Source organism: Enterobacter cloacae complex sp. HYC033_NIDB (assembly GCF_056673335.1).
In genome coordinates, this window is sequence record NZ_CP115123.1 from 3,339,441 (window position 1) to 3,363,445 (window position 24,005).

At 54.6% G+C, this 24,005-nt stretch carries 20 protein-coding genes; 3 read left to right on the forward strand and 17 right to left on the reverse strand.

Going from position 1 to position 24,005, the window contains the following annotated elements:
* Positions 1–2: 2 nt before the first annotated feature.
* The 6 genes from O1721_RS16025 to O1721_RS16050 form a co-directional block, all read right to left on the reverse strand.
* Positions 3–1,709 carry an OmpA family protein gene (locus tag O1721_RS16025; RefSeq protein WP_479953193.1) on the reverse strand — a complete coding sequence of 569 codons (1,707 nt, stop codon included), beginning with the start codon at positions 1,707–1,709 and terminating at the stop codon, positions 3–5.
* A complete protein-coding gene (tssL, locus tag O1721_RS16030; RefSeq protein ID WP_032648460.1) occupies positions 1,706–2,395 on the reverse strand; it encodes a type VI secretion system protein TssL, short form in 690 nt (229 codons plus the stop codon). Before tssL ends, O1721_RS16025 begins: the two co-directional genes overlap by 4 nt.
* The gene (gene tssK / locus O1721_RS16035; RefSeq protein ID WP_017693345.1) at positions 2,392–3,732 is read right to left on the reverse strand and encodes a type VI secretion system baseplate subunit TssK; all 1,341 of its coding nucleotides are present in this window, start codon (positions 3,730–3,732) and stop codon (positions 2,392–2,394) included. The genes tssL and tssK overlap by 4 nt, the downstream gene beginning before the upstream one ends.
* A gap of 15 nt (positions 3,733–3,747) precedes the next feature.
* The gene (tssC, locus tag O1721_RS16040) at positions 3,748–5,283 is read right to left on the reverse strand and encodes a type VI secretion system contractile sheath large subunit (protein WP_023324775.1); all 1,536 of its coding nucleotides are present in this window, start codon (positions 5,281–5,283) and stop codon (positions 3,748–3,750) included.
* A 40-nt stretch (positions 5,284–5,323) separates the two neighbouring features.
* A complete protein-coding gene (gene tssB / locus O1721_RS16045) occupies positions 5,324–5,815 on the reverse strand; it encodes a type VI secretion system contractile sheath small subunit (protein WP_003856899.1) in 492 nt (163 codons plus the stop codon).
* A gap of 613 nt (positions 5,816–6,428) precedes the next feature.
* A complete protein-coding gene (locus O1721_RS16050) occupies positions 6,429–8,045 on the reverse strand; it encodes a peptide ABC transporter substrate-binding protein (RefSeq protein ID WP_032648467.1) in 1,617 nt (538 codons plus the stop codon).
* Between the two features lie 183 nt (positions 8,046–8,228).
* Between O1721_RS16050 and mpaA the strand changes: the two genes are divergently transcribed.
* Positions 8,229–8,936: a murein tripeptide amidase MpaA gene (gene mpaA / locus O1721_RS16055; RefSeq protein ID WP_032648470.1), complete on the forward strand. Its 708-nt coding sequence runs from the start codon at positions 8,229–8,231 to the stop codon at positions 8,934–8,936.
* On the opposite strand, the gene ycjG is transcribed toward mpaA, so the two are convergent.
* On the reverse strand, positions 8,933–9,898 hold the full coding sequence (ycjG, locus tag O1721_RS16060) for an L-Ala-D/L-Glu epimerase (RefSeq protein ID WP_032619607.1): 966 nt from the start codon (positions 9,896–9,898) through the stop codon (positions 8,933–8,935). The two genes, mpaA and ycjG, sit on opposite strands and share 4 nt — an antisense overlap.
* A gap of 106 nt (positions 9,899–10,004) precedes the next feature.
* Between ycjG and tpx the strand changes: the two genes are divergently transcribed.
* A complete protein-coding gene (gene tpx, locus O1721_RS16065) occupies positions 10,005–10,511 on the forward strand; it encodes a thiol peroxidase (RefSeq protein WP_003856889.1) in 507 nt (168 codons plus the stop codon).
* A 34-nt stretch (positions 10,512–10,545) separates the two neighbouring features.
* Here the strand turns inward: tpx and tyrR are convergent, their stop codons facing one another.
* From tyrR to O1721_RS16080, 3 genes are all read right to left on the reverse strand, one after another.
* Complete coding sequence (tyrR, locus tag O1721_RS16070) at positions 10,546–12,087, reverse strand: transcriptional regulator TyrR (RefSeq protein WP_032648471.1); 1,542 nt, start codon at positions 12,085–12,087, stop codon at positions 10,546–10,548.
* Between the two features lie 111 nt (positions 12,088–12,198).
* On the reverse strand, positions 12,199–13,251 hold the full coding sequence (locus O1721_RS16075; RefSeq protein ID WP_032648473.1) for a YcjF family protein: 1,053 nt from the start codon (positions 13,249–13,251) through the stop codon (positions 12,199–12,201).
* Entirely contained in the window at positions 13,248–14,645 is a 1,398-nt protein-coding gene (locus tag O1721_RS16080) for a YcjX family GTP-binding protein (RefSeq protein ID WP_032648475.1), read from the reverse strand. Before O1721_RS16080 ends, O1721_RS16075 begins: the two co-directional genes overlap by 4 nt.
* Positions 14,646–14,800: 155 nt before the next feature.
* Here O1721_RS16080 and O1721_RS16085 point away from each other — a divergent pair, with 155 nt between their 5' ends.
* Positions 14,801–15,811, forward strand: a complete 1,011-nt coding sequence (locus tag O1721_RS16085) for a LacI family DNA-binding transcriptional regulator (protein WP_023296696.1) — start codon at positions 14,801–14,803, stop codon at positions 15,809–15,811.
* A gap of 33 nt (positions 15,812–15,844) precedes the next feature.
* On the opposite strand, the gene O1721_RS16090 is transcribed toward O1721_RS16085, so the two are convergent.
* The 7 genes from O1721_RS16090 to O1721_RS16120 form a co-directional block, all read right to left on the reverse strand.
* Entirely contained in the window at positions 15,845–16,759 is a 915-nt protein-coding gene (locus O1721_RS16090; protein WP_023303821.1) for an OmpG family monomeric porin, read from the reverse strand.
* Between the two features lie 65 nt (positions 16,760–16,824).
* A complete protein-coding gene (locus O1721_RS16095) occupies positions 16,825–17,907 on the reverse strand; it encodes an ABC transporter ATP-binding protein (RefSeq protein WP_032648477.1) in 1,083 nt (360 codons plus the stop codon).
* Positions 17,908–17,920: 13 nt separating this feature from the next.
* Entirely contained in the window at positions 17,921–18,586 is a 666-nt protein-coding gene (pgmB, locus tag O1721_RS16100; protein ID WP_026080595.1) for a beta-phosphoglucomutase, read from the reverse strand.
* Complete coding sequence (locus O1721_RS16105; RefSeq protein ID WP_045325007.1) at positions 18,576–21,176, reverse strand: TIM barrel protein; 2,601 nt, start codon at positions 21,174–21,176, stop codon at positions 18,576–18,578. The genes pgmB and O1721_RS16105 overlap by 11 nt, the downstream gene beginning before the upstream one ends.
* Positions 21,177–21,193: 17 nt before the next feature.
* Positions 21,194–22,246: a D-guloside 3-dehydrogenase gene (gene ycjQ / locus O1721_RS16110; RefSeq protein ID WP_032648479.1), complete on the reverse strand. Its 1,053-nt coding sequence runs from the start codon at positions 22,244–22,246 to the stop codon at positions 21,194–21,196.
* 28 nt (positions 22,247–22,274) lie between these two features.
* Entirely contained in the window at positions 22,275–23,117 is an 843-nt protein-coding gene (locus tag O1721_RS16115; RefSeq protein ID WP_015570402.1) for a carbohydrate ABC transporter permease, read from the reverse strand.
* On the reverse strand, positions 23,104–23,985 hold the full coding sequence (locus tag O1721_RS16120) for a carbohydrate ABC transporter permease (RefSeq protein WP_003856862.1): 882 nt from the start codon (positions 23,983–23,985) through the stop codon (positions 23,104–23,106). Before O1721_RS16120 ends, O1721_RS16115 begins: the two co-directional genes overlap by 14 nt.
* Between the last annotated feature and the right edge of the window lie 20 nt (positions 23,986–24,005).

The window sequence follows — 24,005 nt, forward strand, 5'->3', positions numbered from 1 at the left end:
AATTACTCCGTTACATTGTTATCAGCGCCATCATCCTGCGATGACGCATGGGTCTTGCCCGGCGCCTGACAGGCATTCGCCTGCGGTACCAGACTGATTTCGACACGGCGGTTCAGCGCCCGGCCTTCAGCCGTGTCGTTGGTGGCGACAGGACGGCTTTCACCATAGCCCTGCACCGCAAAACAGCTCTCCGGCACGTCGCCGGTATCCCGCATCCAGTCGCGCACCGACTCCGCGCGCTTAAGCGACAGCACCTGGTTGGACTGGTCATCCCCGGTGCTGTCGGTATGGCCCGCCACCACAATCAGCCAGCCGGGCTTCGCCTTGATCCCCACCAGTGAGTTCACCAGCAGCTTTGTTGAGGCGGGTTTAAGCGCCCACTTTCCGGTATGGAACAGCGACATGCTGTCGAGGCGGATGATTTTCGGTGCCGGTTTGAGTTCCGGTTCAGGCGGCGGAGGCGGAGGCACATAAGAGCGAATCGCATTCAGCACTGGCATACGCAGACGTCCGCCCTGATACAGACCCAGACTCAGCCGGGCCGGTACACCGTTACGTGCATGGTCGTCCAGCAATGCCGCATCCTCGCGCAGCACGGCAACGGCGTCAGCTTTCGGCCCGAAGTCATTCATCGGTATACGTTCATAGCGTGCAATATCGAAGCTCACGCGTTGCAACAGCTGGCGATTATTCCAGCCACTGCTGAGTAGCGCAGCAATGGTCGCCAGCGTGAAGATTCCGAGCGCACCGCGCCAGGTTCGACCATGCGGTGTCAGGCCTCGTCCTTCTGGCAGTAAAGGGAGGACAAAATTCGGGAACAGGGAAATAACCGTACTGTCCGTTCCCGCCGGCTGCCAGCCAGACACCTGCTGCATCGCAGTATGGCGGGACAACCACGCTGTCCAGACAGAGGTGGCCATGCTTCCGGTCAGGATCGGACCCAATCCCCACAGAACCGCAACAGGTTCAATGACAGGAATATCGGGGTTTTCATCCATAAGGACAGCCTGGACGTGCTGTTGGAACCAGCTCATCAGGCTGTTCATCAGCACCTGTTGCTGCATCGCAGGCGTTCCGCCAGTATTAACCCATTCAGCAACTGAGCCAGGCGCTGAAGTCCCACTCCAGACCTTTACCCCTTCCCCCAGGATCGCCGTCTGCCAGAGCATGTCATTCATCATCGCACTGCCGACCTGTCCATTCAGAACCAGTGGCACAGAATGGCCGGTTGCTTTACGCAACCGGCTAATCTGCCAGCGCAGGGCAAGCAAACGACTGGTAAGGCGCTCACTGTCAGGGTGCTGCTGCGGACAAACACTGACCATCACTGACAGCTGACGTCCCCAGTCGGGGCGCAACCACAGTACCTGACGGGCGGCCTGCTCCAGTTCCAGATGATCCTCCACACGGATCCAGCAGCCCTGCGTGACAGTAAGCACAGGTGACTGATGCGGCCAGGCAAGCGGCAGATCGCCACAGACCAGTACCACGGGCTGACAATAATTGGCTTCAGGCAGGTCCTCCAGACACAGGGTGAAATCGTGCTGCACGCGACGGCAGGCGACAGCCCAGAACGCTATGATGAGTCCCAGTACCACCAGCAGGACGAGAATGGAAACCAGACGGGATGCTGGCAGAAACCACAGGCAGACCACTGCACTCAGCAGGGCAGCCCAGAGCGCAAGCCCGCGCTGTTGTGCAGGGCTCATTTCACGGCTCCCGGCAGCAGGGTAAGCAGTGTCTGATCCAGCCAGCAATCCAGTCCCCACCATAATGCGGTGACCACCACCACACTCAGGCCAATGCGCATAGGCCATGATGCCAGCCACCCCCCTATCCCCCGTCCGGCATGGCTTTCCGCCAGAACGGGATGGGGTTGTGAATAGCTGAACGGCGCAACATATTCATTCAGTGCATTCATGAGTTTCTGCCGCTCAGGATCGTTCAGGGAGCGGAAGTTGCCGAGGAATCCGAGCATCATGACTCGCTGGAAGCAGGTCACAACGGCGTGGTCAGGAGCCGGTTCACGCAGCACATCACGCATCCGATCGCATAACGTGTCACCGGCGTCCATGGTGCCAAGGAAGTATCCCTGTAAGGGAATGTCATACCACTGTATACAGGCATCATCCTCCACACCGCGACCTTTGACCGCCTCATCAAGCAGCGCACACTGTGCCGTAAGAATATGCTGGCAGCTGGCTTCATCGAGTTCGCTCGCTTTCAGTTTTCGCTGCACACGCCCGACATCATCAATGCAGCGCTCCCAAAGCGTACGACCTTCCCCGTCCTGGAATGTCGGGCCGTGACGCAGACTGATCACCTGTAGCCAGGTGTCCTGTAACAGGGCATCAATATCAATGAACGCGGCAGTAGCGCGTTTACGATCATTCATGTTCTCAGTACCGCAAAGAGTTCAAGTTCAGGCTCGGCGAGCATTCCCGGAACGTAAAACATACAGGTGCCGCTCTGGAACATTTCGATGGCCAGGGGATGAGAGACATCAAGGCTGAAATACTGATTTTCCAGACGTAGTGGAATGGCTGCCGGCACATGGCGCAGCGGCATCAGAGGGACGCCCACCCGCGATGAATTGACGATACTCCTGACATGATCGGGACTGCCGACCTTGCACTGGCGCGGGAACTGCTCCTGCAATTGTGCCACCGGCATCGGTGAACGCACGGAGAGGTAATAATCAGCGCCTTCGCGCAGACGTGGATCATGCAGACGGGCCTGCCAGAAGTGAAGCCGGTCATCATGCTCAAGCTCAATCGCCACCACCCGCGATGGCAGGCTGGCTTCCAGAAGATCGCCAAGTAAATCAAACAGCGGCGGGAAGACGTTATTCAGTTGCTCATGCTGCCATGCCGGGATCGCACTGACCTGATGCTCCAGCGAGAATGTCAACAGGCTGCCTGCAAGCCTTGCCAGCTCCGGATAGAGACGCTCAGGCGGGCTTTGCGGGTGGCGCTGAAACTGACCCAGCACGGGCTCAGCACTGTTCAGGGCATTGAGCAGCCAGAACAATGAAACATCGGCTACGGCAAAATCCGCCATGCGCTCATTACTTTCCCGGCGCATGTCCATCAGGCGGCCCAGACGGGCGCGCAGTTGCGTCAACAGTTGCCCCAGCTGGGTCATCAGCCAGCGGCTGCCCAGCAACGCCAGCAGCGGCGGAAGGTATGTCTCATCAAGTGCCCAGTTCCCCTGCGAATCTTGTTGCAGGCGGGCAACCGGACAGGTCAGGTAATCGCTGTTGTTCTGATGGGCAAATCGCAACGTCAGCTCTGGCCGCATCACTGCAATCTGGCGGGTGTCATCGCCAAAAAGGTTGCGGACATCCCGCCAGCGCTGGCGATAGCGAACAGGACGCGCGGCCACCTCATCGGGCTTAAGGCAGTTGCCACCATTCGCGCGCAGGAGCGGAAGAGCCAGAACCACCACCACGTCCTGTGTTTCACTCTCAAGCGCCAGCACCGGTGGCAGGTCGTCAGCATTATCCGTATCGATTAATGTCCCGTCAGGGAACCGGAGGTGCAGATGACGGGCCTGTAGACGGCCCAACTTCAGTACATCCGGTTCGAAAGTGGCATTAATCACCCCCCAGGGATGGGAGAGACCCAGTCGGGCGATACATTCCGCAGACCAGGCCGCATAGGCGGCCTGTTGCTGGAAGTGCTGGGGAGAGACCATCTGGCCCCTGCCCCATAACGGTTGTTCCGTTTTCATGCTTCCTGCCTTACGTTACGCTTTCGCTTTCGGCATCTGGCTCACCAGAGACAGGTTCACATCCATGCCTTCCACCTGGAAGTGCGGCACCGCAAACAGCTTCACGCGGAAGAAACCCGGGTTGTCTTCGATATCTTCCACCACCACCTTCGCGTCACGCAGCGGATGAGAAGCCTGCAACTCATCGCCCGGATCGGTCATTTCCGTCACCAGACTACGCACCCAGGTATTCAGCTCCAGTTCCAGCAGGCGGCGGTCCTTGGTGGTGCCGATGTTCTCGCGCTGGATGAGCTTCAGGTAGTGCGCAATACGCGACAGCAGGAAGATGTACGGCAGACGTGCGTTGATGCGGCTGTTGGCCGTGGCATCTGCGGTGTCGTACAGCGCCGGTTTCTGCGCGGAGTTCGCCGAAAAGAAGCAGGCATAGTCGCGGTTTTTGTAATACGAGAGCGGGATAAAGCCGAGGTTGGCGAACTCAAACTCGCGGGTCTCCGGGATCATCACCTCAGACGGGATTTTCACCTGGTTGCCGGTACCCAGATCGTACAGATGAATAGGCAGGTCTTTCACCGCCCCGCCCGCCTGCGGGCCACGGATCTGCACGCACCAGCCGTTATTGATGAAGCTCTTCACCATGTTTGACGCAAAGGAGAACGACGCGCTGGTCCACAGGTATTTCTCGTGATCCGGGCCTTTCACCTGCTCAACGTAGTTAAAGCTGCGTACAGGTACGGTGTCCGGGCCATACGGCAGACGCCCCAGCACGCGCGGCATCACGAGGCCGATGTAGCGGGCGTCGTCGGTGTCGCGGAAGGATTTCCACTTAATGTACTCGGCGCGGTCGAAGTAGTTGCCGATATCCTTAATTGCAGCGACCTCTTCCATGGAGTCTTTCAGGAAGAATTTCGGACCGACAGAGCCAATAAACGGCATATGTGCGGCAGCTGACACTTTAGAGATGTTGCGCAGCAGCGCCACATCCTGCGGGCTGGCGTCAAATTCATAGGATGAAATCACGGAGCCAATCGGCTCTCCGCCCGGGGTGTCGTATTCGGCGGTATAGGTGTGCCAGTAGAGGCCGCTCTGGATAAGTTCCGGCGCGTCTTCAAAGTCCTGACGCAGATCTTCTTTCGACACATCCAGAATTTCGGTTTTCACGTTCTGGCGGTAGTCGGTGCTGTCCACCAGCTGCTTCAGGCCGCGCCACAGGGACTCCACCTTCTGGAACTCCTGGTGATGCATTACGGCATCCAGCTGACGGCTAATCTGGAAATCCAGCTCAGCGATATGGTGGTCAATCAGCGTTTTGTCGAGCTTCTCCACCGGCTGACCGGATTTGCGGATGCAGTCCATAAACACCTGCATCGCCGCCGTCAGGCGTTCACCCGCCGGAGCGTCAGAAAGCGCGGCGTCATCCAGAAACGCATTGATATCCCCCAGGCTGGAGGCCGGGGTCAGGTTGATTTTTTCAAACAGGGAGGCGTAAACGCCCTCTTTTTCCAGTACGGTGGTCTGCCCCTGCGCGGAGGCGGTTTCAGTATTCACAGACATCAGCATATTCCCGGTTAATCCATTAAATTACACATGCCGCTTATTTCGGGGCCAGTGCACTCATTTCGTCGCGTAATTCCTGAGACAGCGCCGGGTCTTTAAGAATTTTCTCGAGTTCTTTTCTGAAAGTGGCGTTATCAAGGAGATTGGATTTGAGGTCGCGTAATAAATTACGCATGGCCAGCATGGCGCGGAGCTGGGGGATCTGGCGGGCAACCTGTTCAGGTTCGAAATCCTTAATATCGGAGAAATTCAGTTTTATGCTTTCCTCCGAACCATCCCCGGCCATTGTGTTAGGAACCGTCAGATTCACTTCCGGGTTAAATTCCGAAAGTACGCTGTTGAAGTTATTTTTATTGACGTTAATTTTCTCCCTTTCCGATAATGGGCGATTCTCTTTTCCATTACTGAAATCACCGACGGTGAGGAGTTTAAGCGGCAGTTCGATTTTCTTCTGCGCGCCACCTGTATGCAGAGCCAGCTTTAAGTTTATGCGTGCCTTGGGCACCTCATTCTGGAATGAATCGGCCATAGCAGTCCCTTTCTTTAAAAGAAATAAATGTTAAGTGAGTGACGTTTCTTTACAAAACCATATTAGAGCAAAAGCCCATTTAAAATCAACTTCTCAAATCAAAGATCTACCATTAGACTTTTCTTAAGAATATTCCACTAAATTATTGTACTCATAAATGCCATAGATACATGACACACAGTAAAAATTAACTATTTATTCACATTAATTTGGCAGAAATGACTGCTTTGATTGGAAATATTGAACTTATTGCTCCATGAGGTTGAATAATTGATTTACATCAATGCATTTATTAACGCGTCCCTTAACAGTGCAGAGAAATAAGGTTTTAATTCAATAAATGGCCTGAATATGAAAAATCCTGTATCGGACAAATTTAATCTTAAAAAAAGTAATGACTACACTGCTACTGGAATGGCGAATAAATGACTACGCGTTTTTCGATAAACGGGAGGAAGAATCTCTCTGAAGATATTCATCATGACAATGAGTGATGGGCTGATATGAAGGGAATATTCGGAAATAACCAGGCTGTAAAACAATCAACCCTGAGAGCGGGCGCTTATGCGGTTAATGGATGTTAACCATAATCACGTAGCGCCCTGAGCTCTTTTTAGTGCTTTTCAATATACATTGTACGGCTGTACGCAACATCCTCTGGGTTATTTATCGGATAACCTTTAACCCATGGCTTGATGAGACGGCCATTGGTGTACTGATAAATAGGGGCAATCGGTGCTTTCTCGGTGAGGATCTTCTCGGCCATGTTGTAGTCGGCATTACGCGCTTTTTCAGTAGTTTCGAGCGTCGCCTGATGAATAATCTTATCGTAAGCAGGATCGTTGAATCGTGAGATATTCCCGCTATGGGAGGATGTCAGCAGCGACAGGAATGTTGACGGCTCATTGTAGTCCCCTACCCACGATGCACGGATGACGTCAAAATTCCCGGTATTGCGGCTGTCGATGTAGGTTTTCCACTCCTGATTCTGCAACTTAACGTCAACACCCAGATTTTTCTTCCACATGGATGCAACGGCAATCGCAATTTTCTGATGGTTTTCAGACGTGTTGTACAGCAGCGTTAATTTAAGCGGGCGCTGAGGGCCATAGCCTGCCGCCTGCAACAACGTTTTCGCCTGCGCATTTAGCTCCTGTTGCGACATCTGCTCAAATGGCGAGGTTTCCGGCGTAAAACCCGCAGTGACATCGGGAGTAAAATGCCAGGCCGGTTTCTCGCCGGTCCCCAGGACTTTTTCCGCCATAATACGTCTGTCGATAGTCATGCTGAGCGCGAGACGTACGCGGGCATCCGCGGTTGGGCCTTTTTGCGTATTAAACGCGTAGTAATAGGTCCCAAGCTGTGGCGGTGTGTATACCTGTCCCGGAATATCTTTAAGCAGCTTCTGGTACATGTTTTTCGGAAACGATTCTGTAATATCGATATCGCCCGCCAGATAGCGTTTGGTCGCTGAGGACTCCTGGTTGATCGGCACAAAGGTGACTTTTTTAAGCACCGTCCTGGCGTTATCCCAGTAATGAGAGTTCGGCTCAACCACCAGTTTTTCATTCACCACGCGATCTTTCAGCACATAAGCACCGTTGCCAATGAGCGCGCCAGGGCGCGTCCATTCCTTACCGCTCTCCACATTGGCCTTTTGAACAGGATAAAACGCGAAGTTAGCCGTCAGATTACTGAACCAGGGTAGCGGTTTGTCCAGCTGCACGCGCAGCGTTTTAGCATCGACCGCCGTCACGCCGAGCGTATCCGGAGCAGCTTTGCCGTCGATGATGGACTGGGCATTGTTAATGCCCGCCAGCGCCGCAAACCAGGCGAAAGGTGACGTTGTTTTAGGATCAACCAGACGACGCCAGCTATAGACAAAATCGTGTGCCGTTACCGGAGTACCGTCGGACCACTTAGCGTTATCCCGCAGCGTGAATGTCCAGACGCGGTTATCATTGCTCTGCCAGCGCGTCGCCACGCCGGGAACTAACTCCCCTTTTTCGTTCTGATTCACCAGCCCTTCATAGAGGTCGCGGATCACCTGTATCTCGGGCAATCCCACCGCTTTTGCCGGATCGAGCGAAGCGGGCTCATCTTTGATATGTCGAACCAGCTCCTGCTTTTGCGCCAGAACCGTTCCTTCGGGAACCTCCGCGGCATATGAAAGTGAAGAAAGCCCGCACAGCCACAGCGCAGTACAAAGAAGCGAAACAGGATGCTTCATACGATCCCCTTAATGATGTCAGGTAACAGGCAGATGCGTAATTATTTGTTTCGAAACGGAGAAATGCAAATGCTTCCTCCGGAAAGTTGATGTCAGGCAATTTTCCACACACACGGAAACTATTTGATTAAGCGCGGCTTTTGCACAACACTGCCAGAAGTGACTTTATGATCAGGGTTTACTATGGCAACTACCCGACCAAGAACGGAACGCGGCGCCTTCCCGCCCGGGACTGAACATTATGGACGCTCGTTTTTAGGCGCGCCGCTGATCTGGTTTCCGGCACCCGAGGCCGATCGCAATAGCGGCTTAATCATTGCGGGCACGCATGGCGATGAAAACTCGTCTGTCGTGACGCTCTCGTGCGCGCTACGTACGCTGGCCCCCGATTTACGACGTCATCATGTGATTTTGACCGTCAACCCGGACGGTTGTCAGCTTGGATTACGGGCGAATGCACGCGGCGTTGACCTGAACAGGAACTTCCCGGCGGCAAACTGGCGCGCCGGTGAAACGGTGTATCGCTGGAACAGTTCGGCGCAGGAGCGAGATGTTGTCCTGCTCACGGGAGAAAAACCCGGTTCCGAACCGGAGACTCAGGCCTTGTGCCAGCTTATTCATAAGATCCACCCGGCCTGGGTTGTCTCTTTCCACGATCCCCTCGCCTGTATTGAAGATCCTCGTAATACGGCGCTCGGGCAGTGGCTGGCGGATGCGTTTGCTCTACCTCTGGTGAGCAGCGTTGGCTATGAAACACCCGGGTCGTTTGGCAGCTGGTGCGCGGACCTTAGCCTTCACTGTATCACCGCAGAGTTTCCGCCAATCTCCTCGGATGAAGCGAGCGAAAAATACCTGCGGGCGATGACAGATCTCCTGCGCTGGCAGCCTTAAAGATGAAGCACACCGGAGGTAAAATTCAGGGCGGGTGATACGTCAACCGCCAGCCAGGTTGGGCCGTCAAGATCGGCAAAACGCACGCTGTTCACCAGCGGGAGCGCAGCGCCGATCGCTCTGGACGTGCACAACATGCAGCCCAGCATCAGAGCAAAGCCTTGCGCCTGCGCATCTTGTGCCAGTGCCAGGGCCTCGGTTAATCCACCTGTTTTATCCAGCTTAATGTTCACCATTTCGTAGCGTCCCTCGAGAGCTGACAGGCTCTCACGGGTATGACAGCTTTCGTCTGCACAGACGGGAAGCGGATGAATAAAATTCGCCAGCGCGGCATCGTCTTCTGCCGGGAGGGGTTGCTCCAGCATGGCGACGCCCAGATCGGCAAGCAGCTGACAACGGGCTGCGAGCCCTTCGCTATGCCATGATTCGTTCGCATCGACGATAAGAGTGGCATCAGGCACCGCCGCACGAATGGCGACCATGCGTTCGCTAATCAGACGATCGTCGAGCTTCACCTTTAATAATGTTGCACCGGTGGCATACAACGCCTGAGCGCTGGCGGCCATTTGCTCTGGTTCACCGATGACCACCGTTTGCGCGGTGACGATCGATTGCGGCAGCGTAACGTCCAGCAGCGCAGGCAGCGGTTTTTGTTGTTTCGCCGCTTCCAGACTCCAGAGTGCGCAGTCAATCGCGTTGCGTGCCGCGCCGGCCGGCAACCGAAGCTGAAGAGCCTCGCGCGTCAGACCCGCCTGCAACTCGGGCACCACCGTCATAATTTGCGCCATGACTGACGCCAGGCTTTCTCCGTAGCGAGGATAAGGGGTACATTCCCCGACGCCTTTTACGCCGTCCTCTTCACATTCAACCACGACCACACAGGCCTCATTACGGCTGCCACGCGAGATCACAAACGGGGTGTGCAATGGCCAGGCTTCTTCATAGACCTTAACGCTTCTCATCACTGACTCCTTGCAGGCCGGAAAGGCAGAAAATTGGTTTGCCGTGCTAACTGCGGATGACATACACTAGCCACGACGTTAACTATTTGTAAACAGGAAGATATCTATGTCACAACTCGTTCATTTCCAGGGCAACCCGGTTGCTGTTGCAGGTTCCATCCCACAGTCTGGCAGCAAAGCACAGCCTTTTACTCTGGTGGCTAAAGATCTGTCTGACGTCACGCTGAGCCAGTTTGCTGGCAAACGTAAAGTCCTGAACATTTTCCCAAGCATCGATACTGGCGTTTGTGCTGCATCAGTGCGTAAATTCAACCAGCTGGCGACCGAAATGGACAACACCGTAGTGCTGTGCATTTCTGCTGACCTGCCGTTTGCCCAGTCCCGCTTCTGCGGCGCTGAAGGCCTGAGCAACGTCATCACCCTTTCCACTCTGCGCAGCCCGGATTTCCTGGAAAAATACGGTGTTGCCATTTCCGAAGGCGCGCTGAAAGGTCTGGCTGCTCGTGCGGTGCTGGTGATCGACGAAAACGACAACGTTGTTTTCAGTGAGCTGGTTAACGAAATCACTACCGAACCGGATTACACCGCTGCACTTGAGGCGCTTAAAGCCTAAACGTAAAAAAGCCTCTGCAAAGAGGCTTTTTTATTTATTCGTCACCCTTCTTCTGATTTAACCCATACTCGCGCAGCTTATTCGCAATTGCGGTATGTGACACCCCAAGACGTTTAGCCAGCTTGCGCGTGCTCGGATAGCTGCGATAAAGCTGCGTTAACACCGAACGCTCGAAACGGCTGGTGATGTCATCCAGCGAGCCTTCCATTGCCTCTTCGCCTACCGAGACCGTCCCGGCATCGTAATCCGGCAACAGAATATCCTGAGGGCGCAGTTCATACCCTTCAAGCTGAGTTAATGCGCGATAGACCGCATTTTTAAGCTGACGAATATTGCCCGGCCAGCCGTAACGCGTCAGCACGGTGCCCAGGTCGGCAGCGAGCTTCGGACGCGGCACGCCCTGCTCGTCGGCAAAACGGGCCACGAACAGTTCTGTCAACGGCATGATGTCCTGCGGGCAATCACGCAGCGGCGGTATATTAAGCGTCAGAACGTTGAGACGATAGTAGAGATCTTCGCGGAATACCCCTTTCTGCACCAGCTCCACCAGGTTTTTCTGGGTGGCGCAGATGACGCGCACGTCCACGTGCACTTCATGATCTTCCCCTACACGGCGGAACGTGCCGTCATTGAGAAAACGCAGCAGTTTCGCCTGCATGCGTGGCGACATTTCGCCAATCTCGTCCAGCAGCACCGAGCCGCCGTTCGCCTGCTCAAAGAAGCCTTTTTTGCCTTCCGGCGCATGCCCGAACAGCTCACTTTCCACCGCATCTTCAGGAATAGAGGCGCAGTTCAGCGCCAGATACGGTTTTGCCGCACGCGGGCTGGCCATGTGCACAGCATGCGCCAGCAGATCTTTCCCCGTACCGGTATCCCCGGTAATCAGCAGCGGCGCCGTAAGATTTGCCAGCTTGCGCGCCTGGTCGATTACATGACGCATCTTCGGGCTCACCGCAATAATCTGGCTGAATGCGCCGACGTCCTGGCTGGAAAGATTCTGTAACTGGCGTCCCATGCGCACCGTGGAGCGCAGCATGATCACCGCGCCGGTGAGCACCCGCGCGGCATTTTCCCCTTTCAGGTAGACCGGCGTGATCTCCATCAGGAAATTCTGTCCGTTGATAACGACATGCTCGCTATGGGTATTTTGCGGGTTGCTGTCCAGCCAGCGCTGGAAATTAAAACCGGTAATCAGTTGCGTGGCGTGGTGCCCGATAAGTTTTTCCTGAGTCTGCGCAAACAGCTGGCAGCTGGCCTGGTTAACGCGCTCGACTTTATTTTTCAGATCGAGAGAGAGAAACGGCTCCGGCATTGCTTCCAGCAGCGCGCTCAGCGCAAGATGTTCCCGCTCGGACGGCATCCAGGGGATGGTGCGTACATCCGTAACGCCAGCGATACGGCGGATTTCCGCCATCAGGCTACTGAAGGTATTAAATTCAATTTCGGCAAAATTGAGGTAAATTCGCCCGACAGGGTCGATCTCTATGCCACGTAAATCAATGCTACGTAAAACAAGAAGATCGAGTAACTCGCGGGTCAGACCGAGACGGTCCTCACAAAAGACTTCCAGACGCATGGGAAATTCACCGTTTAAGCCAATAACAGTAAAATGATATGTCAGATCACGGTATTCGGGAAGGTGGCTGTCAACAAATATTGACAGCCCGCACGATTAGTAAACAAAACCTCACTGAGCAGGTTTTTTATTGAGCGTCTCTTTAAGCTGGCCAATCAATTCGCGACGGAAATCCCCCAGCTGCGGCTTATCGCCATCGATCCAGGGGAGTGGACGACAAACCTCCATCGCTTTGATGCCCAGGCGTGCCGTAAGCAGACCGGCACCAATCCCCTGCGCCGCCCGGGCAGAGAGACGGGCCGCAAGATCCTGCGACATCCAGTCCATCCCGACCTCCCGCACCAGTTCGCTTGCCCCGGCGAAGGCGATATTCAGCAATACCAGTTTGAACAGGCGCAGCCGACTGTAATAGCCAAGCTCAATGCCATACAGTCTGGCGATGCGGTTGATCAGGCGCAGGTTGCGCCAGGCGATAAAGGCCATGTCCACCATCGCCAGCGGACTGACGGCGATCATCAGGGTAGATTCCGCCGCCGAGCGGCTGATCTCACGACGAGCCTGCGCATCCAGCACTGGCTGAACAATGTGGGCATAGAGCGTGACCACTTCCTGGTCATTCTGGGTTTCGTGGATCGCCGCATACCAGCGCTGAAGCGCCGGGTGAGAGTGATCAATCCCGGCCTGAGCCGCAAGCTTTTCACAAAAAGCACGCCCTTTTCCTGTGCCGTGACTGTGCAGCAGATCCCGCGCTTCATCGCGTTCGTGGGCACGCTGACGCAAACGCCATAGGCGACGCCACTCGGTAACGACCGAGCCAACGCCCGCACCAACAATCAACGCCCCGGCGGCGCATCCCCCCAGCGCCACCCAGTCCTGCGTTTGCCAGGCATTGACGCCCCACTGCACGCCCTGGCCGATTACGCTCACACCAAAAAGGGCTAACCCGGCGGTCACCATCTTGCGCCACAGGCTGCGTTTCGGTCGCAGTGCCGCATCAACCACCGCTTCCGCCTGCCCCTCTTCAGCCAACGGCTCGTCTGCCAGCACGGGAGCAAAGTTGTCGGCCTGCGGGCCGCTGAAGGTTTGCGCCGTTTTAAACGCCTCATGCGGGGACTGCTCAAGCTGGCCGGTAAAATCAATGCGTGGTTTTAACGGTTCCGTCATCGCAATTTATCTCCAATTAAAAACTCCAGCGCGGCATCCAGACGGATATGCGGCAATGGCTGGTCAACGTTCATACTCTGCGGACGGAAGGCTTCGAACTGAAAACCCTGGCTTTGCCAGAAAACCTGGCCCGGCAGACGCGCCGGAACTTCCCCCGGATAGACCGTGAGCGGCTCACCGTCGCTGAGACGGTTGCCCCGCAGGGCCGGAATTTTCTCGCCATTCAGATCAATCAACCCACTCTGCGTAGCCTGTACGGACGCCAGCCCCAGACAATCCATGCTGATCCCTTCGAAGGCCGCATTCTGCCAGGCATCCTGCACCAGCTGTTGCAGCAGGGATACCATGTTGGCGTGCTGATCGACCGTCATATGGTCAGCTTTTGTGGCGGCAAACAGCAGCTTGTCGATGACCGGCGAGAACAAACGGCGAAACAGCGTACGCTGGCCATAATGAAAGCTTTGCATCAGCTGCGTCAGCGCCAGCCGCATATCATTGAACGCCTGCGGCCCGCTGTTGAGCGGTTGCAGGCAGTCCACCAGTACGATCTGGCGGTCAAAGCGTAAAAAGTGATTTTTATAAAAGCCCTTAACCACCTTCTCACAGTAATAATTGTATCGCTCGCGGAGCATACCGGCGTTGGTGGTCTTGTCCGCCTGCGCCAGTTTCGATTCACCGATGCTGTCAACGTCCGGCCACGGGAAAAACTGTAGCGCGGGAGCACCGGCTAAATCACCCGGCAGAACAAAGCGGCCCGGCTGAATAAAATGCAACCCCTCCTGCTTGCACTGATGCAGGTAATCCGTCCAGGCTTCGGCTATGACGGCCAGACGGTTTTCATCCGCCGGTGCCAGCGGATCCAGTCCTTCGCAAAGCTGGCGCCATTTGGTCGACCACTCTGCCCGCTGCCCCTGCAACAGACCGGTCATCTGTCGGGACCAGCTCAGGTAATCCTGCGCCAGCATCGGTAAATCGAGCAGCCATTCTCCCGGGTAATCCACAATTTCGAGATAGAGCGTGGACGTTTCTTTGAAGTGACGCATCAGGGATTCATTCGAGCGGAAACGAAGCGCAAGACGGATTTCGCTCACGCCACGCGTCGGGGTGGGCCAGGCGGGAGGCTCCCCGTATAACTGCGCCAGACCTTCATCATAGGTGAAACGGGGTATGCCAAAATCACGTTGCGGTACACGTTTCACCCCAAGCAACCGCTCCTCGCGCACTGCGCTAAGCAGTGGCAGGCGCGCCCCTGCATGCAGGTTCAACAGCTGATTGACCATCGCCGTAATGAATGCTGTCTTACCGCTGCGGCTCAGCCCCGTCACGGCAAGACGCAGATGGCGATCAACGCCACGGTTCACCAGAGAATTGAATTCGTTTTTAAGTCGCTTCATCGCCGTCCTTCATTGCCTGGAACCCTGAAAAAAGTCACTTCAGAATACAGTAAATTGGGGCAGATCGTTGATTATCAATTCTTAATTATTGCTATTGCCGTTTTCTCTCCAGTAAGATGGGCGCAATTGCTGTCCGTCTGGAGTGAGTAAGGTGTATGTCACCCACCATCTATGATATTGCCCGCGTTGCTGGCGTTTCGAAATCAACCGTGTCGCGCGTTCTGAATAAACAAACGAATATTTCTCCTGAAGCGCGCGAAAAGGTGTTGAAGGCGATAGAAGAATTAAATTATCAACCGAATAAACTTGCCCGCGCACTCACCTCTTCTGGCTTCGACGCCATTATGGTTATTTCGACCCGTTCAACCAAAACCACCGCAGGCAATCCGTTTTTCTCTGATGTACTACATGCCATTACGGCAAAAGCAGAAGAAGAGGGTTTTGATGTTATTTTACAAACGTCCAAAAGCAGCGAAGATGATCTGCAAAAATGCGTGGGTAAAATAAAGCAGAAGATGATCAAGGGGATCATCATGCTAAGCTCGCCGGCGAACGAGTCTTTTTTCGCGACGCTGGACGAATATGGCGTGCCCGTGGTCGTTATTGGTAAAGTGGAAGGTAATTACCAGAATATCTATTCTGTCGACACGGATAATTTCCGCGACAGCGCCATATTAACCGACTCATTTATCAAACATGGTCGAACTAAAATTGCCTGCCTGCATGCCCCGCTCGATTATCACGTTTCTATCGATCGCCTGGCGGGCTATAAATCGAGCCTTGAGAAGCAGGGTATTGCGATTAACCCGGACTGGGTTATTGATGGCGGGTATACCCATGAAAGCGCGCTTCAGGCGGCCTGTCAGCTACTCTCTTCAGACAACCCGCCCGATGCGGTTTTTGCGACAGACAGTATGAAATTGCTGAGTCTTTATCGTGCCGCGGATGCGCTAAACCTGACGATCCCGGAACAGGTCGCAATGGCAGGATACAGCGACCCAATGCTATCTCTCATTTTAACCCCTGCGCCTGGCGGCTTTGATATCCCCACCAGAAAGCTGGGCGAAGAGAGCTGCGATGTGTTGTTCAGGTGCATAGCGGGTAAACCTGCCCCGCATAAGATATTGGTTGAAACGCATTTTTCAGATGCGGCTTCATTACGCTAAAAACCAGGGGCAAACGCCCCTGGTGAAGTGTTATCAAAACGCGTAATTCACGCCGATACCGGCATAGTGGAAGCGGTCACTTTCCCCTTCGTCATGGTTTTCCCATTCGTAGGCATATTCCAGCGTCATGGATAAACCATTGTTAAAATCATAGGCGTACAGCATACCCAAACGGTTGAAATCATGTCCTTCACGCTCAGGATCGTCTTGCCAGTCCCAGTTTGACCAGCGATCGAGTCCCAGACGGGTATAAGGCGTTAGCGTCGTCTGACCCAATGAAATCGGCAGATAGGCGCGAATTTCCTGAGTGGAGAATTCACCGTTATTTCGTGAGCCGTCCATATTAAAACCGCGCTCTAAATAGTAATTGACTTTTGCCGAGACCGTTTCGTTAATTGTCCAGGTAAAACCGGTTTCGGTCTCGACGCGGCTGTCAGAATAGCCGGTTTTTTCCAGATCGTTGGCAAACTGATACATGGCAAACCAGCCGCCAAAACGCCAGTCGTCGGTTAGTTTAATATCCCAGTCAGGCTGAACTTTATAGCGCTGCATATTAGCACTACCGTCTTTAGCACCATGCTCATCCTTAAAGTGATAGCCATAATTACGGAAGCCACCGGTCAGGCCGAACGTAAAATCATCGGTGCCGATAAAACGATAGCGTAATTCTACTTCAGGACGATCGAAATAGGTGCCGCGCGTCATGCTACTGTAATCGACCGGCCCTTCCTGATACATAGCCAGCGAAATGGTCCAGGCATCCCATGTGGCATTAAACCACACGGAGGGTTCATATAATCCATCTTTATCGTCGGCCTGACCTTCGACGTTTTCAATTTCATACATGGCGCCAATATTAAATTCCCACTGTTTGGCTGATTCTGTTGCTTGCGCGCAGCTCACCCCTGCGCACAGGACGAGCGCAGCACTTCTTAGTAGAGTACTCATTAAAATATTCCTTTATAATTAACACACAAAAAACCGGAAACTTTCATTTCCGGCGAACACCTTTCTTATCTAATAGCTGTTTCAGTATCAGCATCGAAGAAATGGCACTTATTCATATCGAACTGGATGCCGATATTCTCTCCGGCAACGTAATCATCCGCCGCTCCCGCACGGACAACCAGTTCATGCCCACCCACGGAGGCATAAAGCATAAATTCAGCCCCGGTCAGCTCAGCAACGCTGATCTTCGCCGTGATGTTTTCACCGCTTCGCTGTACGGTGAGAATGTCTTCCGGACGGATCCCAAAGACAACCGCTTTACGCTGGTAACCTTGCGCATTCAGCACGGCCAGCTTGTCCTCCGGGATCTCCAGATGCAGCGTTTCGGTCACAAAGTAGCGGCCGTCGATCGCGCCACGAATGAAGTTCATCGCCGGTGAGCCAATAAACCCTGCAACGAACATATTCGCCGGCTCGTTGTATACCTGCTTCGGCGCGCCCACCTGCTGAATGATGCCGTCCTTTAAAATCACGATGCGTGTCGCCATCGTCATGGCTTCCGTCTGATCGTGCGTCACGTAAATCATGGTGGTGTTAAGCTTCTGGTGCAGCTTGCTGATTTCAGCGCGCATCTGCACACGAAGTTTGGCATCAAGGTTGGATAAAGGCTCATCCATCAGGAAGACCCCCGCTTCGCGCACTATCGCCCTGCCTAACGCCACGCGCTGGCGCTGACCGCCGGACAACGCACCAGGTTTACGCTGGAGATAGTCGCGCAAGCCCAGGATCTGTGCCGCCCAGCTAACGCGTTCTTCAATGACGGAGGGCGCAATTTTTTGCATTTTCAGGCCAAACGCCATGTTGTCGTAGACCGTCATATGCGGATAGAGCGCATAGTTCTGGAAGACCATCGCAATATCACGGGACTTGGCGGGAACATCATTCATGCAAACCCCGTCAATAATCAGTTCACCCGCGCTGATCTCCTCGAGGCCGGCAATCATTCGCAGCGTCGTGGATTTCCCACAGCCCGATGGACCGACGAAGACGATAAATTCTTTGTCTTCAATTTCGAGGTTGAAATCTTTAACCACGTGGACCTGGTTATCATAGATTTTCTGAATGTGTTTCAGAGACAGTTGAGCCATTATTAATTCCTTATCAATACGCCCGGGATGCCCAGAACGCCGTCAGGCGTTCCCAGGTCAGTTCCTGCGTTGAATGAAGTTGTAATCCCGCATGGTTCAGGCCAGGCCCAATCCCGACCGACAGCATTCCTGCGGCGTTGATCGCATCTACCCCTGCGGCGGCATCTTCGATACCAATGGCCTCTTCAGGACGTACGTTCAGTCCTTTACAGGCCGCAAGGAAGATTTCCGGGTCCGGCTTTGAGCGGCAAATGCGCGACGCATCGGCGCAAAAATCGAAAGCCTGATGAATACCCAACGCGTGCAAAATTCCAGGGGCATTAAGCGATACGGATGCCAGGCCAATTTTGACCTTCGCGGCGCGAATATCCGCCAGCACGTCGCGAATACCCGGCAGCAGCGAATCCTGCGTCAGTGATGCCAGCGACTGGACGTAAAGCGCGTTTTTTTTCGTCGCCAGCGCCAGGCGCTGCTCGTCACTGAACATCCCTTCTTTTCCGCCATGTATCAGAATGCGCTGTAGGGAGTCCATACGGCTTATTCCCTTCAGCTGTTCGTTAAATACTTCGTCGAAGGTGATACCAATCTCCTCCGCCACGGCGCGCCAGGCCAGAAAGTGAAGATGCGCGGTATCGGTGATCACCCCGTCCAGATCGAATACAACAGCGTTAAGCGTCATGGCGCCCCTCCGTGGTAGCGGTCCCATTAACAGATGCAAGAAAGTCCTTACGCGCGCAGACCTTTCGCCCTGATACGTGCAGCGTTTTACCCCACAGCGTCAACGTGACAGGTGCGGTGGTTTCAATGGTTAACTGGTCATCTTCACAGGTAATGTGCATCGTTGCGTCCCGCCACCGCAGCGGAAAGGCGAGTTTCTGCCAGTGAGCAGGCAGCTTCGGCGCAAGATGCAGCTCCCCTTCGCTAATGTGCAGGCCAGCAAATCCCTGAATGGCGCCCAACCAGATCGCACCGGTGGCGGCGGCATGAATACCGTCATCACTGCTGTGCGGGTCGTCCCCCAGGTCGATGGCAATCCCATCACGCCAGAAGGCATACGCCCCGTCGGTGTCACCGCAGCGTGCGAGCACAATGCCGTGAATGGCTTTACTCAGGGAGGAATCATGGATCGTGCGTGGTTCGTAGAACGCCAGATTGGCGGCACATTGCTGCGGCGTAAACCGTTCCGGCAGCAGGTAGTTAAGCATCACCACGTCGGCCTGCTTCAGGATCTGCATCTCGTTCACTTCCGCGCGAGAGTAATCAAGCAGAATGGTTTGCTTACCCGCTTTGGCTTTATAGCGGCTCAGATCGATGGCAGGTTTCGCCATGAAGGTATCGTCCTGCGGGATCACACCGTCTGCGTCGGCCTCTGGCAGCCACAGGCGCGCCAGGAACTTCCCGGCATTCTCCGTAAAACGCGCATCTTCACGCCCAAACATCGCCATAAACTGACGCGCGCAGGCAACGTTGTGCCAGGCCAGATAGTTGGTGTAGGCGTTGTTGTTGACATGCTCGGTGTATTCATCCGGTCCGATCACGTCAAGGATCTCAAGACGACCATTAATTTCCGTCGCGCGTCCCATCCAGAACGAAGCGGTTTCCATCAGCAGCGTCAGGCCTTCATTGCGCATAAAGGCATCGTCGTGTGTTGCCTGCCAGTAAGCGACTACGGCCCAGGCAATATCTGCCACGATGTGATGTTCAGCGAGTGCGGAAGCAACCTTCTGGCGAACCCCGGTGCGGATGTTAATGGCTGCGAATTCTGGCGTCTCTTCCTGTCCGCTGGCGGCGCTTTCCCACGGGAACAACGCGCCCGGCCAACCGTTACGGCGTGCTTTTTCACGCGCGCCCGAAAGATTGAGCCAGCGATAGCGCAGCAGACTGCGGGCAATCTGTGGACGGGTAAACAGATGGAACGGCAGCAGGAAAATTTCGGTATCCCAGAAGACGTGTCCCTTATACCCCTCACCCGTCAGCCCTTTCGCCGCAATACTGCTTCGCTCATCATGAGCAGGCGTCATTGTCGTCAGATGCCAGACGGCGTAATCCAGCGCCAGCTGATCCTGCTGTTCTGCACAAGTCACTTCCACCCGAGCATCACGCCAGACCGCTTCCCAGGCGAACGCTGAGCTCTCAAGCAACGTATCGTAGCCTCTTGCCGCGCAGACTTTGAGATCGGCCAGCGCGTTGCGGGCGAAAGACTCCTGCGAGAGCGCTTTATCGCTGCGATGCGTCAGCCAGACGATCTTCTCAAGTGTGACAGTGTCACCTTGCGTAATGGTCAGAGAATGATGAACGCTGAGGCGACGATTTTTGGCGGTGAAACAACTGTCGCTCTTAGCGGAGAGCTGACAAAACGCCGAAACAACAACTTCAGACGCCCGGTCCTGCGTTTCATACACACCCTGCATGTAGTTCTGGTCAAAGACCCTGACCGAGATTTCATCCAGATGCTGCCTGCCGCTGTTCGTTTGTGTCGCATCTATGCCGGTTTTCAGCACGGCCTGAGCGGCGCCGTCAAGCGGTGTGATCGAGAGCTGCATTGCCACTAAGGGCAACTGGTCCAGCGAAACAAAACGACGGCTCTCGAGGCGATAGCGTTTTCCGTCCGGCGAACGCCAGACAACGTTACGATGCAGTTCGCCGTTAGCAAAGGCCAGCTCGCGTTGCCACTCAAGAATTTCGCCTGAAAGGAGCGTGAAATTGACGCCGTCCAGCTCAACTTCAATCCCGGTGACATCCGGCAGCACGTGCTTCAGGCCGTTCTCTTCGATATAACGACGCGCGTCGGCCAGGGTGTTGATCATATGATCCTGATAGCGGTTCAGCGGCTCCAGGTAGACGGTAGTACCGGTGCGCGCTGCCACCTCATCCAGCCAGCGCAGGGAAGCGCTGACCGCTTTGCGATCGCCGTCCAGGCTACGTGGCGAAGTCATTGGCGGCAGACGGAAGGTAAACATCCCCCAGGCAGCCGGAACGATAATCCCCTTGCCGCCCACTTCTGCCAGCGCTTCAAGAATGCGTTCAATCTGCTGTAGACCGTTCAGGCGGCGTTCTTCGATAAAATCCCCGATCCAGCCATCGTATCCGCCACAGGCCGTCGTGACCGGCAGGCCGGTGGCTTTGATAGCCGCTTTTACTTCGTCGAGGTTTTCCACCAGCAGCCGGCCATCAATTTCGTAGCCATCAAATCCCATCGCTTTGATGTATTCGAATTTTTCCATGATAGCGGTCGGGAAAAAGGCCTGGTTTTGTGTTGCGATTTTCATGATTTACTGTCCTTAGCTTAAAAAGTGACGCCCATTTTGATACTGAGTTCCGGGTGCTGATCGACATACTTCATATAGCTTTCCGGGCTGGTGGTGAAGGTGACGACCGGGTCGATCAGATCTTCGCAATTGAGATAACCGTTCATCAGCAATTCCCAGCAGGTCTCTTCAATACGCTTGCGGCTCCAGCGCGGATAATCCGGGTTGGGTTCACTGCATGCGCGGGAGAAGACAATTTTGGCGTTGTTGAAGTGTGCCTCGCGACCAAGGTTGAAGCCCGCCGCAAACGGCTTGGCGAAGGCCACGTAGGAGATTGTTCCTCCGTAGGCGAGACCGCGCAGCGCAGATTGCAGCGCATCTGCAAATCCGCTGGTTTCGATGATCACATCCGCGCCCTGCTTGCCGGTCAGTTTCTTAATTTCCAGACCGACATCGGTACCGATTGGGTTCAGGCAGTGGTCTGCACCGTGACGGCGGGCGATCTCACAGCGATGTTCGATAGGATCGACACCAATAACCACTGACGCGCCGGCTTTTTTCGCCAGCTGAATCGCAATCTGGCCAATCGCGCCCAGCCCCACAACCACGACGAAATCCCCTACGCGGACGTTAGCATCACGCACGCCGCTCATGGCGAACTGCGCCGGATCGTAACAAACGGCATTTTTCCAGGATGCGCCCTGCGGCATTTTGCGCAGCTTATAGTTGTTCACCGCGTTTACAATGACCGTTTCCTGCAACGGGCCGTAGCAGCAGACGCTGTCGCCGATCTGGTATTCGGTCACGTCCGCACCACATTCGATGATGTCGCCGACGATCATGTTCCCCAGCTGGAATTTACCAAATTCGATACCGCGCGCTGCACCTTCTTCACGCGGGGTAAACATCTGCCACTCCGCGTTGAACTCTTCATTGATGAACGGGCTTGCCGCGCGGAAATCCACGACTTCAGTACCGTGTTTCGGGGCGCCATAACGGGCACGAATCTTCACCTCATGTGCTGCAACAGGACGATCTTCGTATTCCACCAGCGCCGCTACACGGGGCGCTGTCGCAACTAATTTTTTCATGACTGACTCCTTGTTAAAATCGGCCGCCTCAGCCCTTCACGCCGCCGGCGGTCAAACCACTTTTAATGAAACGTTCAGACAGGGCATACATAATGACGACCGGAAGTGCCGTTACCAGCGATGCAGCCATCATGCGACCCCAGATGTAATCTGGCGTACTGAAGAGCGTGTTCAGCCCGACCGGCAACGTGAAGTTGCTGGCGCTGGACAGGAAAATGGAGGCGAACAGATAGTCATTCCACGCCACCATGAAGCAGTAGACAAAGACCGACACCAGACCCGAGATCGCCAGCGGCACGGTGATGCGGAAGATGATTTGCAGGCGGTTCAGGCCGTCCATCATCGCGGCTTCTTCGATTTCGTCCGGGATCGTGTCGAAATAGCTGCGCAGCATAAAGACCGCGGTAGGCAATGTCTGCGTCACCATGGTGATGATCAGCGCCAGTTCGGTGTCATAAATGCCGAGCGCGGTGATGATTTTGAACAGCGGCACCACCAGCAGGATCCCGGAGAACATATAGACGGTGTAGAAGCTCGCATTGATCGTCGTGCGCCCTTTAAAGCGCAGTTTGGATAACGCATACGCGCCCAGCGTGCCGAGAAACACCGCAATGACCGAGGAGGTCAGCGACACCACCATGCTGTTACGAAAGTAATCCACAAACGGGAAAATCAGCGGGTTAAAGATGTCGATGTAGTGCTGTAGCGTCCACTCCTGCGGCAGAATGGTCGGGTGCAGCGAGATCGCCTCTTTCGCGCTTTTGAACGACGTCATCAACATCACAAAAAATGGAAACAGCGTGATAATCAGAAATAGCGCCAGTCCCAGATAAAAACCGATACGGCCCAGAACGCGTTTATTTGTTGCCATTGAGGTTTACCCTTTTTCTGGTCAGCAGAATGACAGCGAAGATGATCACAAACAGCACAACGGAAATGGCGGCTGCTTTACCCAGGTCATTGAACGCAAAGGCGGTTTTGTAGAGATATACGCCCAGAATGTCGACCTTGGTGGTGAGCAGATACACATCCGCAAACATGTAGAACATCCAGATGGTTCGCAACGTGACCACCGTGGCCAGCACCGGCATGATGGCGGGCAACGTCACGATACGAAAACGCTGCCAGGCATTTGCTCCGTCCATCTCTGCCGCTTCGTACAATGATTTATCAATGGTCTGTAAAATCGCGAGGAACGAGATAAAGGCGTACGGGAAGTAACGCCAGATGGCGAACAGCACAACCAGCACAAAACTGCTGCCAGGATTATCGAACCACAGCGGCGCCTGATCGTAGAGATGCAGCAGATCAACGCCCAGATAGTTCACAATCCCGTAGCCGTTGTTGAACATGTATTTCCAGGCAAATACCAGTGAAATAGACGGCGTCACGTAGGACAGAATCACCAGTGAACGTGCCGTTTTCCGCATGCGGAATTCACGGTTAAAGAAGATCGCTACGGCCAGTCCCAGCCCGGTGCTGCCGAGCACGACCAGCGCCGTATACCAGAACGTCATCCACAGGGAGTGCCAGAACGCAGCATCGCCCAGAATGCGAATGTAGTTATCCAGGCCGACGAACACCGCATCAATACGCGGGTTCAGCGGTAAACGTAAAAAACTGATTTCAATGTTGGAAATCATTGGCCAGGCCACCAGGCCCCCCAGCAAAATTAGGCTGGGGGCCAACAGCAGCATGGCGAAAGGCATATCTGAACGACCAGAAAACAACGTCTTCATAATTCCCTTCGCAAAGCGCT

Coding starts and splice junctions, on each gene's coding strand:
- O1721_RS16025 (WP_479953193.1), bottom strand. CDS start 1,709: ATGAGCCCTGCACAACAGCGCGGGCTTGCGCTCTGGGCTGCCCTGCTG.
- tssL (WP_032648460.1), bottom strand. CDS start 2,395: ATGAATGATCGTAAACGCGCTACTGCCGCGTTCATTGATATTGATGCC.
- tssK (WP_017693345.1), bottom strand. CDS start 3,732: ATGAAAACGGAACAACCGTTATGGGGCAGGGGCCAGATGGTCTCTCCC.
- tssC (WP_023324775.1), bottom strand. CDS start 5,283: ATGTCTGTGAATACTGAAACCGCCTCCGCGCAGGGGCAGACCACCGTA.
- tssB (WP_003856899.1), bottom strand. CDS start 5,815: ATGGCCGATTCATTCCAGAATGAGGTGCCCAAGGCACGCATAAACTTA.
- O1721_RS16050 (WP_032648467.1), bottom strand. CDS start 8,045: ATGAAGCATCCTGTTTCGCTTCTTTGTACTGCGCTGTGGCTGTGCGGG.
- mpaA (WP_032648470.1), top strand. CDS start 8,229: ATGGCAACTACCCGACCAAGAACGGAACGCGGCGCCTTCCCGCCCGGG.
- ycjG (WP_032619607.1), bottom strand. CDS start 9,898: ATGAGAAGCGTTAAGGTCTATGAAGAAGCCTGGCCATTGCACACCCCG.
- tpx (WP_003856889.1), top strand. CDS start 10,005: ATGTCACAACTCGTTCATTTCCAGGGCAACCCGGTTGCTGTTGCAGGT.
- tyrR (WP_032648471.1), bottom strand. CDS start 12,087: ATGCGTCTGGAAGTCTTTTGTGAGGACCGTCTCGGTCTGACCCGCGAG.
- O1721_RS16075 (WP_032648473.1), bottom strand. CDS start 13,251: ATGACGGAACCGTTAAAACCACGCATTGATTTTACCGGCCAGCTTGAG.
- O1721_RS16080 (WP_032648475.1), bottom strand. CDS start 14,645: ATGAAGCGACTTAAAAACGAATTCAATTCTCTGGTGAACCGTGGCGTT.
- O1721_RS16085 (WP_023296696.1), top strand. CDS start 14,801: ATGTCACCCACCATCTATGATATTGCCCGCGTTGCTGGCGTTTCGAAA.
- O1721_RS16090 (WP_023303821.1), bottom strand. CDS start 16,759: ATGAGTACTCTACTAAGAAGTGCTGCGCTCGTCCTGTGCGCAGGGGTG.
- O1721_RS16095 (WP_032648477.1), bottom strand. CDS start 17,907: ATGGCTCAACTGTCTCTGAAACACATTCAGAAAATCTATGATAACCAG.
- pgmB (WP_026080595.1), bottom strand. CDS start 18,586: ATGACGCTTAACGCTGTTGTATTCGATCTGGACGGGGTGATCACCGAT.
- O1721_RS16105 (WP_045325007.1), bottom strand. CDS start 21,176: ATGAAAATCGCAACACAAAACCAGGCCTTTTTCCCGACCGCTATCATG.
- ycjQ (WP_032648479.1), bottom strand. CDS start 22,246: ATGAAAAAATTAGTTGCGACAGCGCCCCGTGTAGCGGCGCTGGTGGAA.
- O1721_RS16115 (WP_015570402.1), bottom strand. CDS start 23,117: ATGGCAACAAATAAACGCGTTCTGGGCCGTATCGGTTTTTATCTGGGA.
- O1721_RS16120 (WP_003856862.1), bottom strand. CDS start 23,985: ATGAAGACGTTGTTTTCTGGTCGTTCAGATATGCCTTTCGCCATGCTG.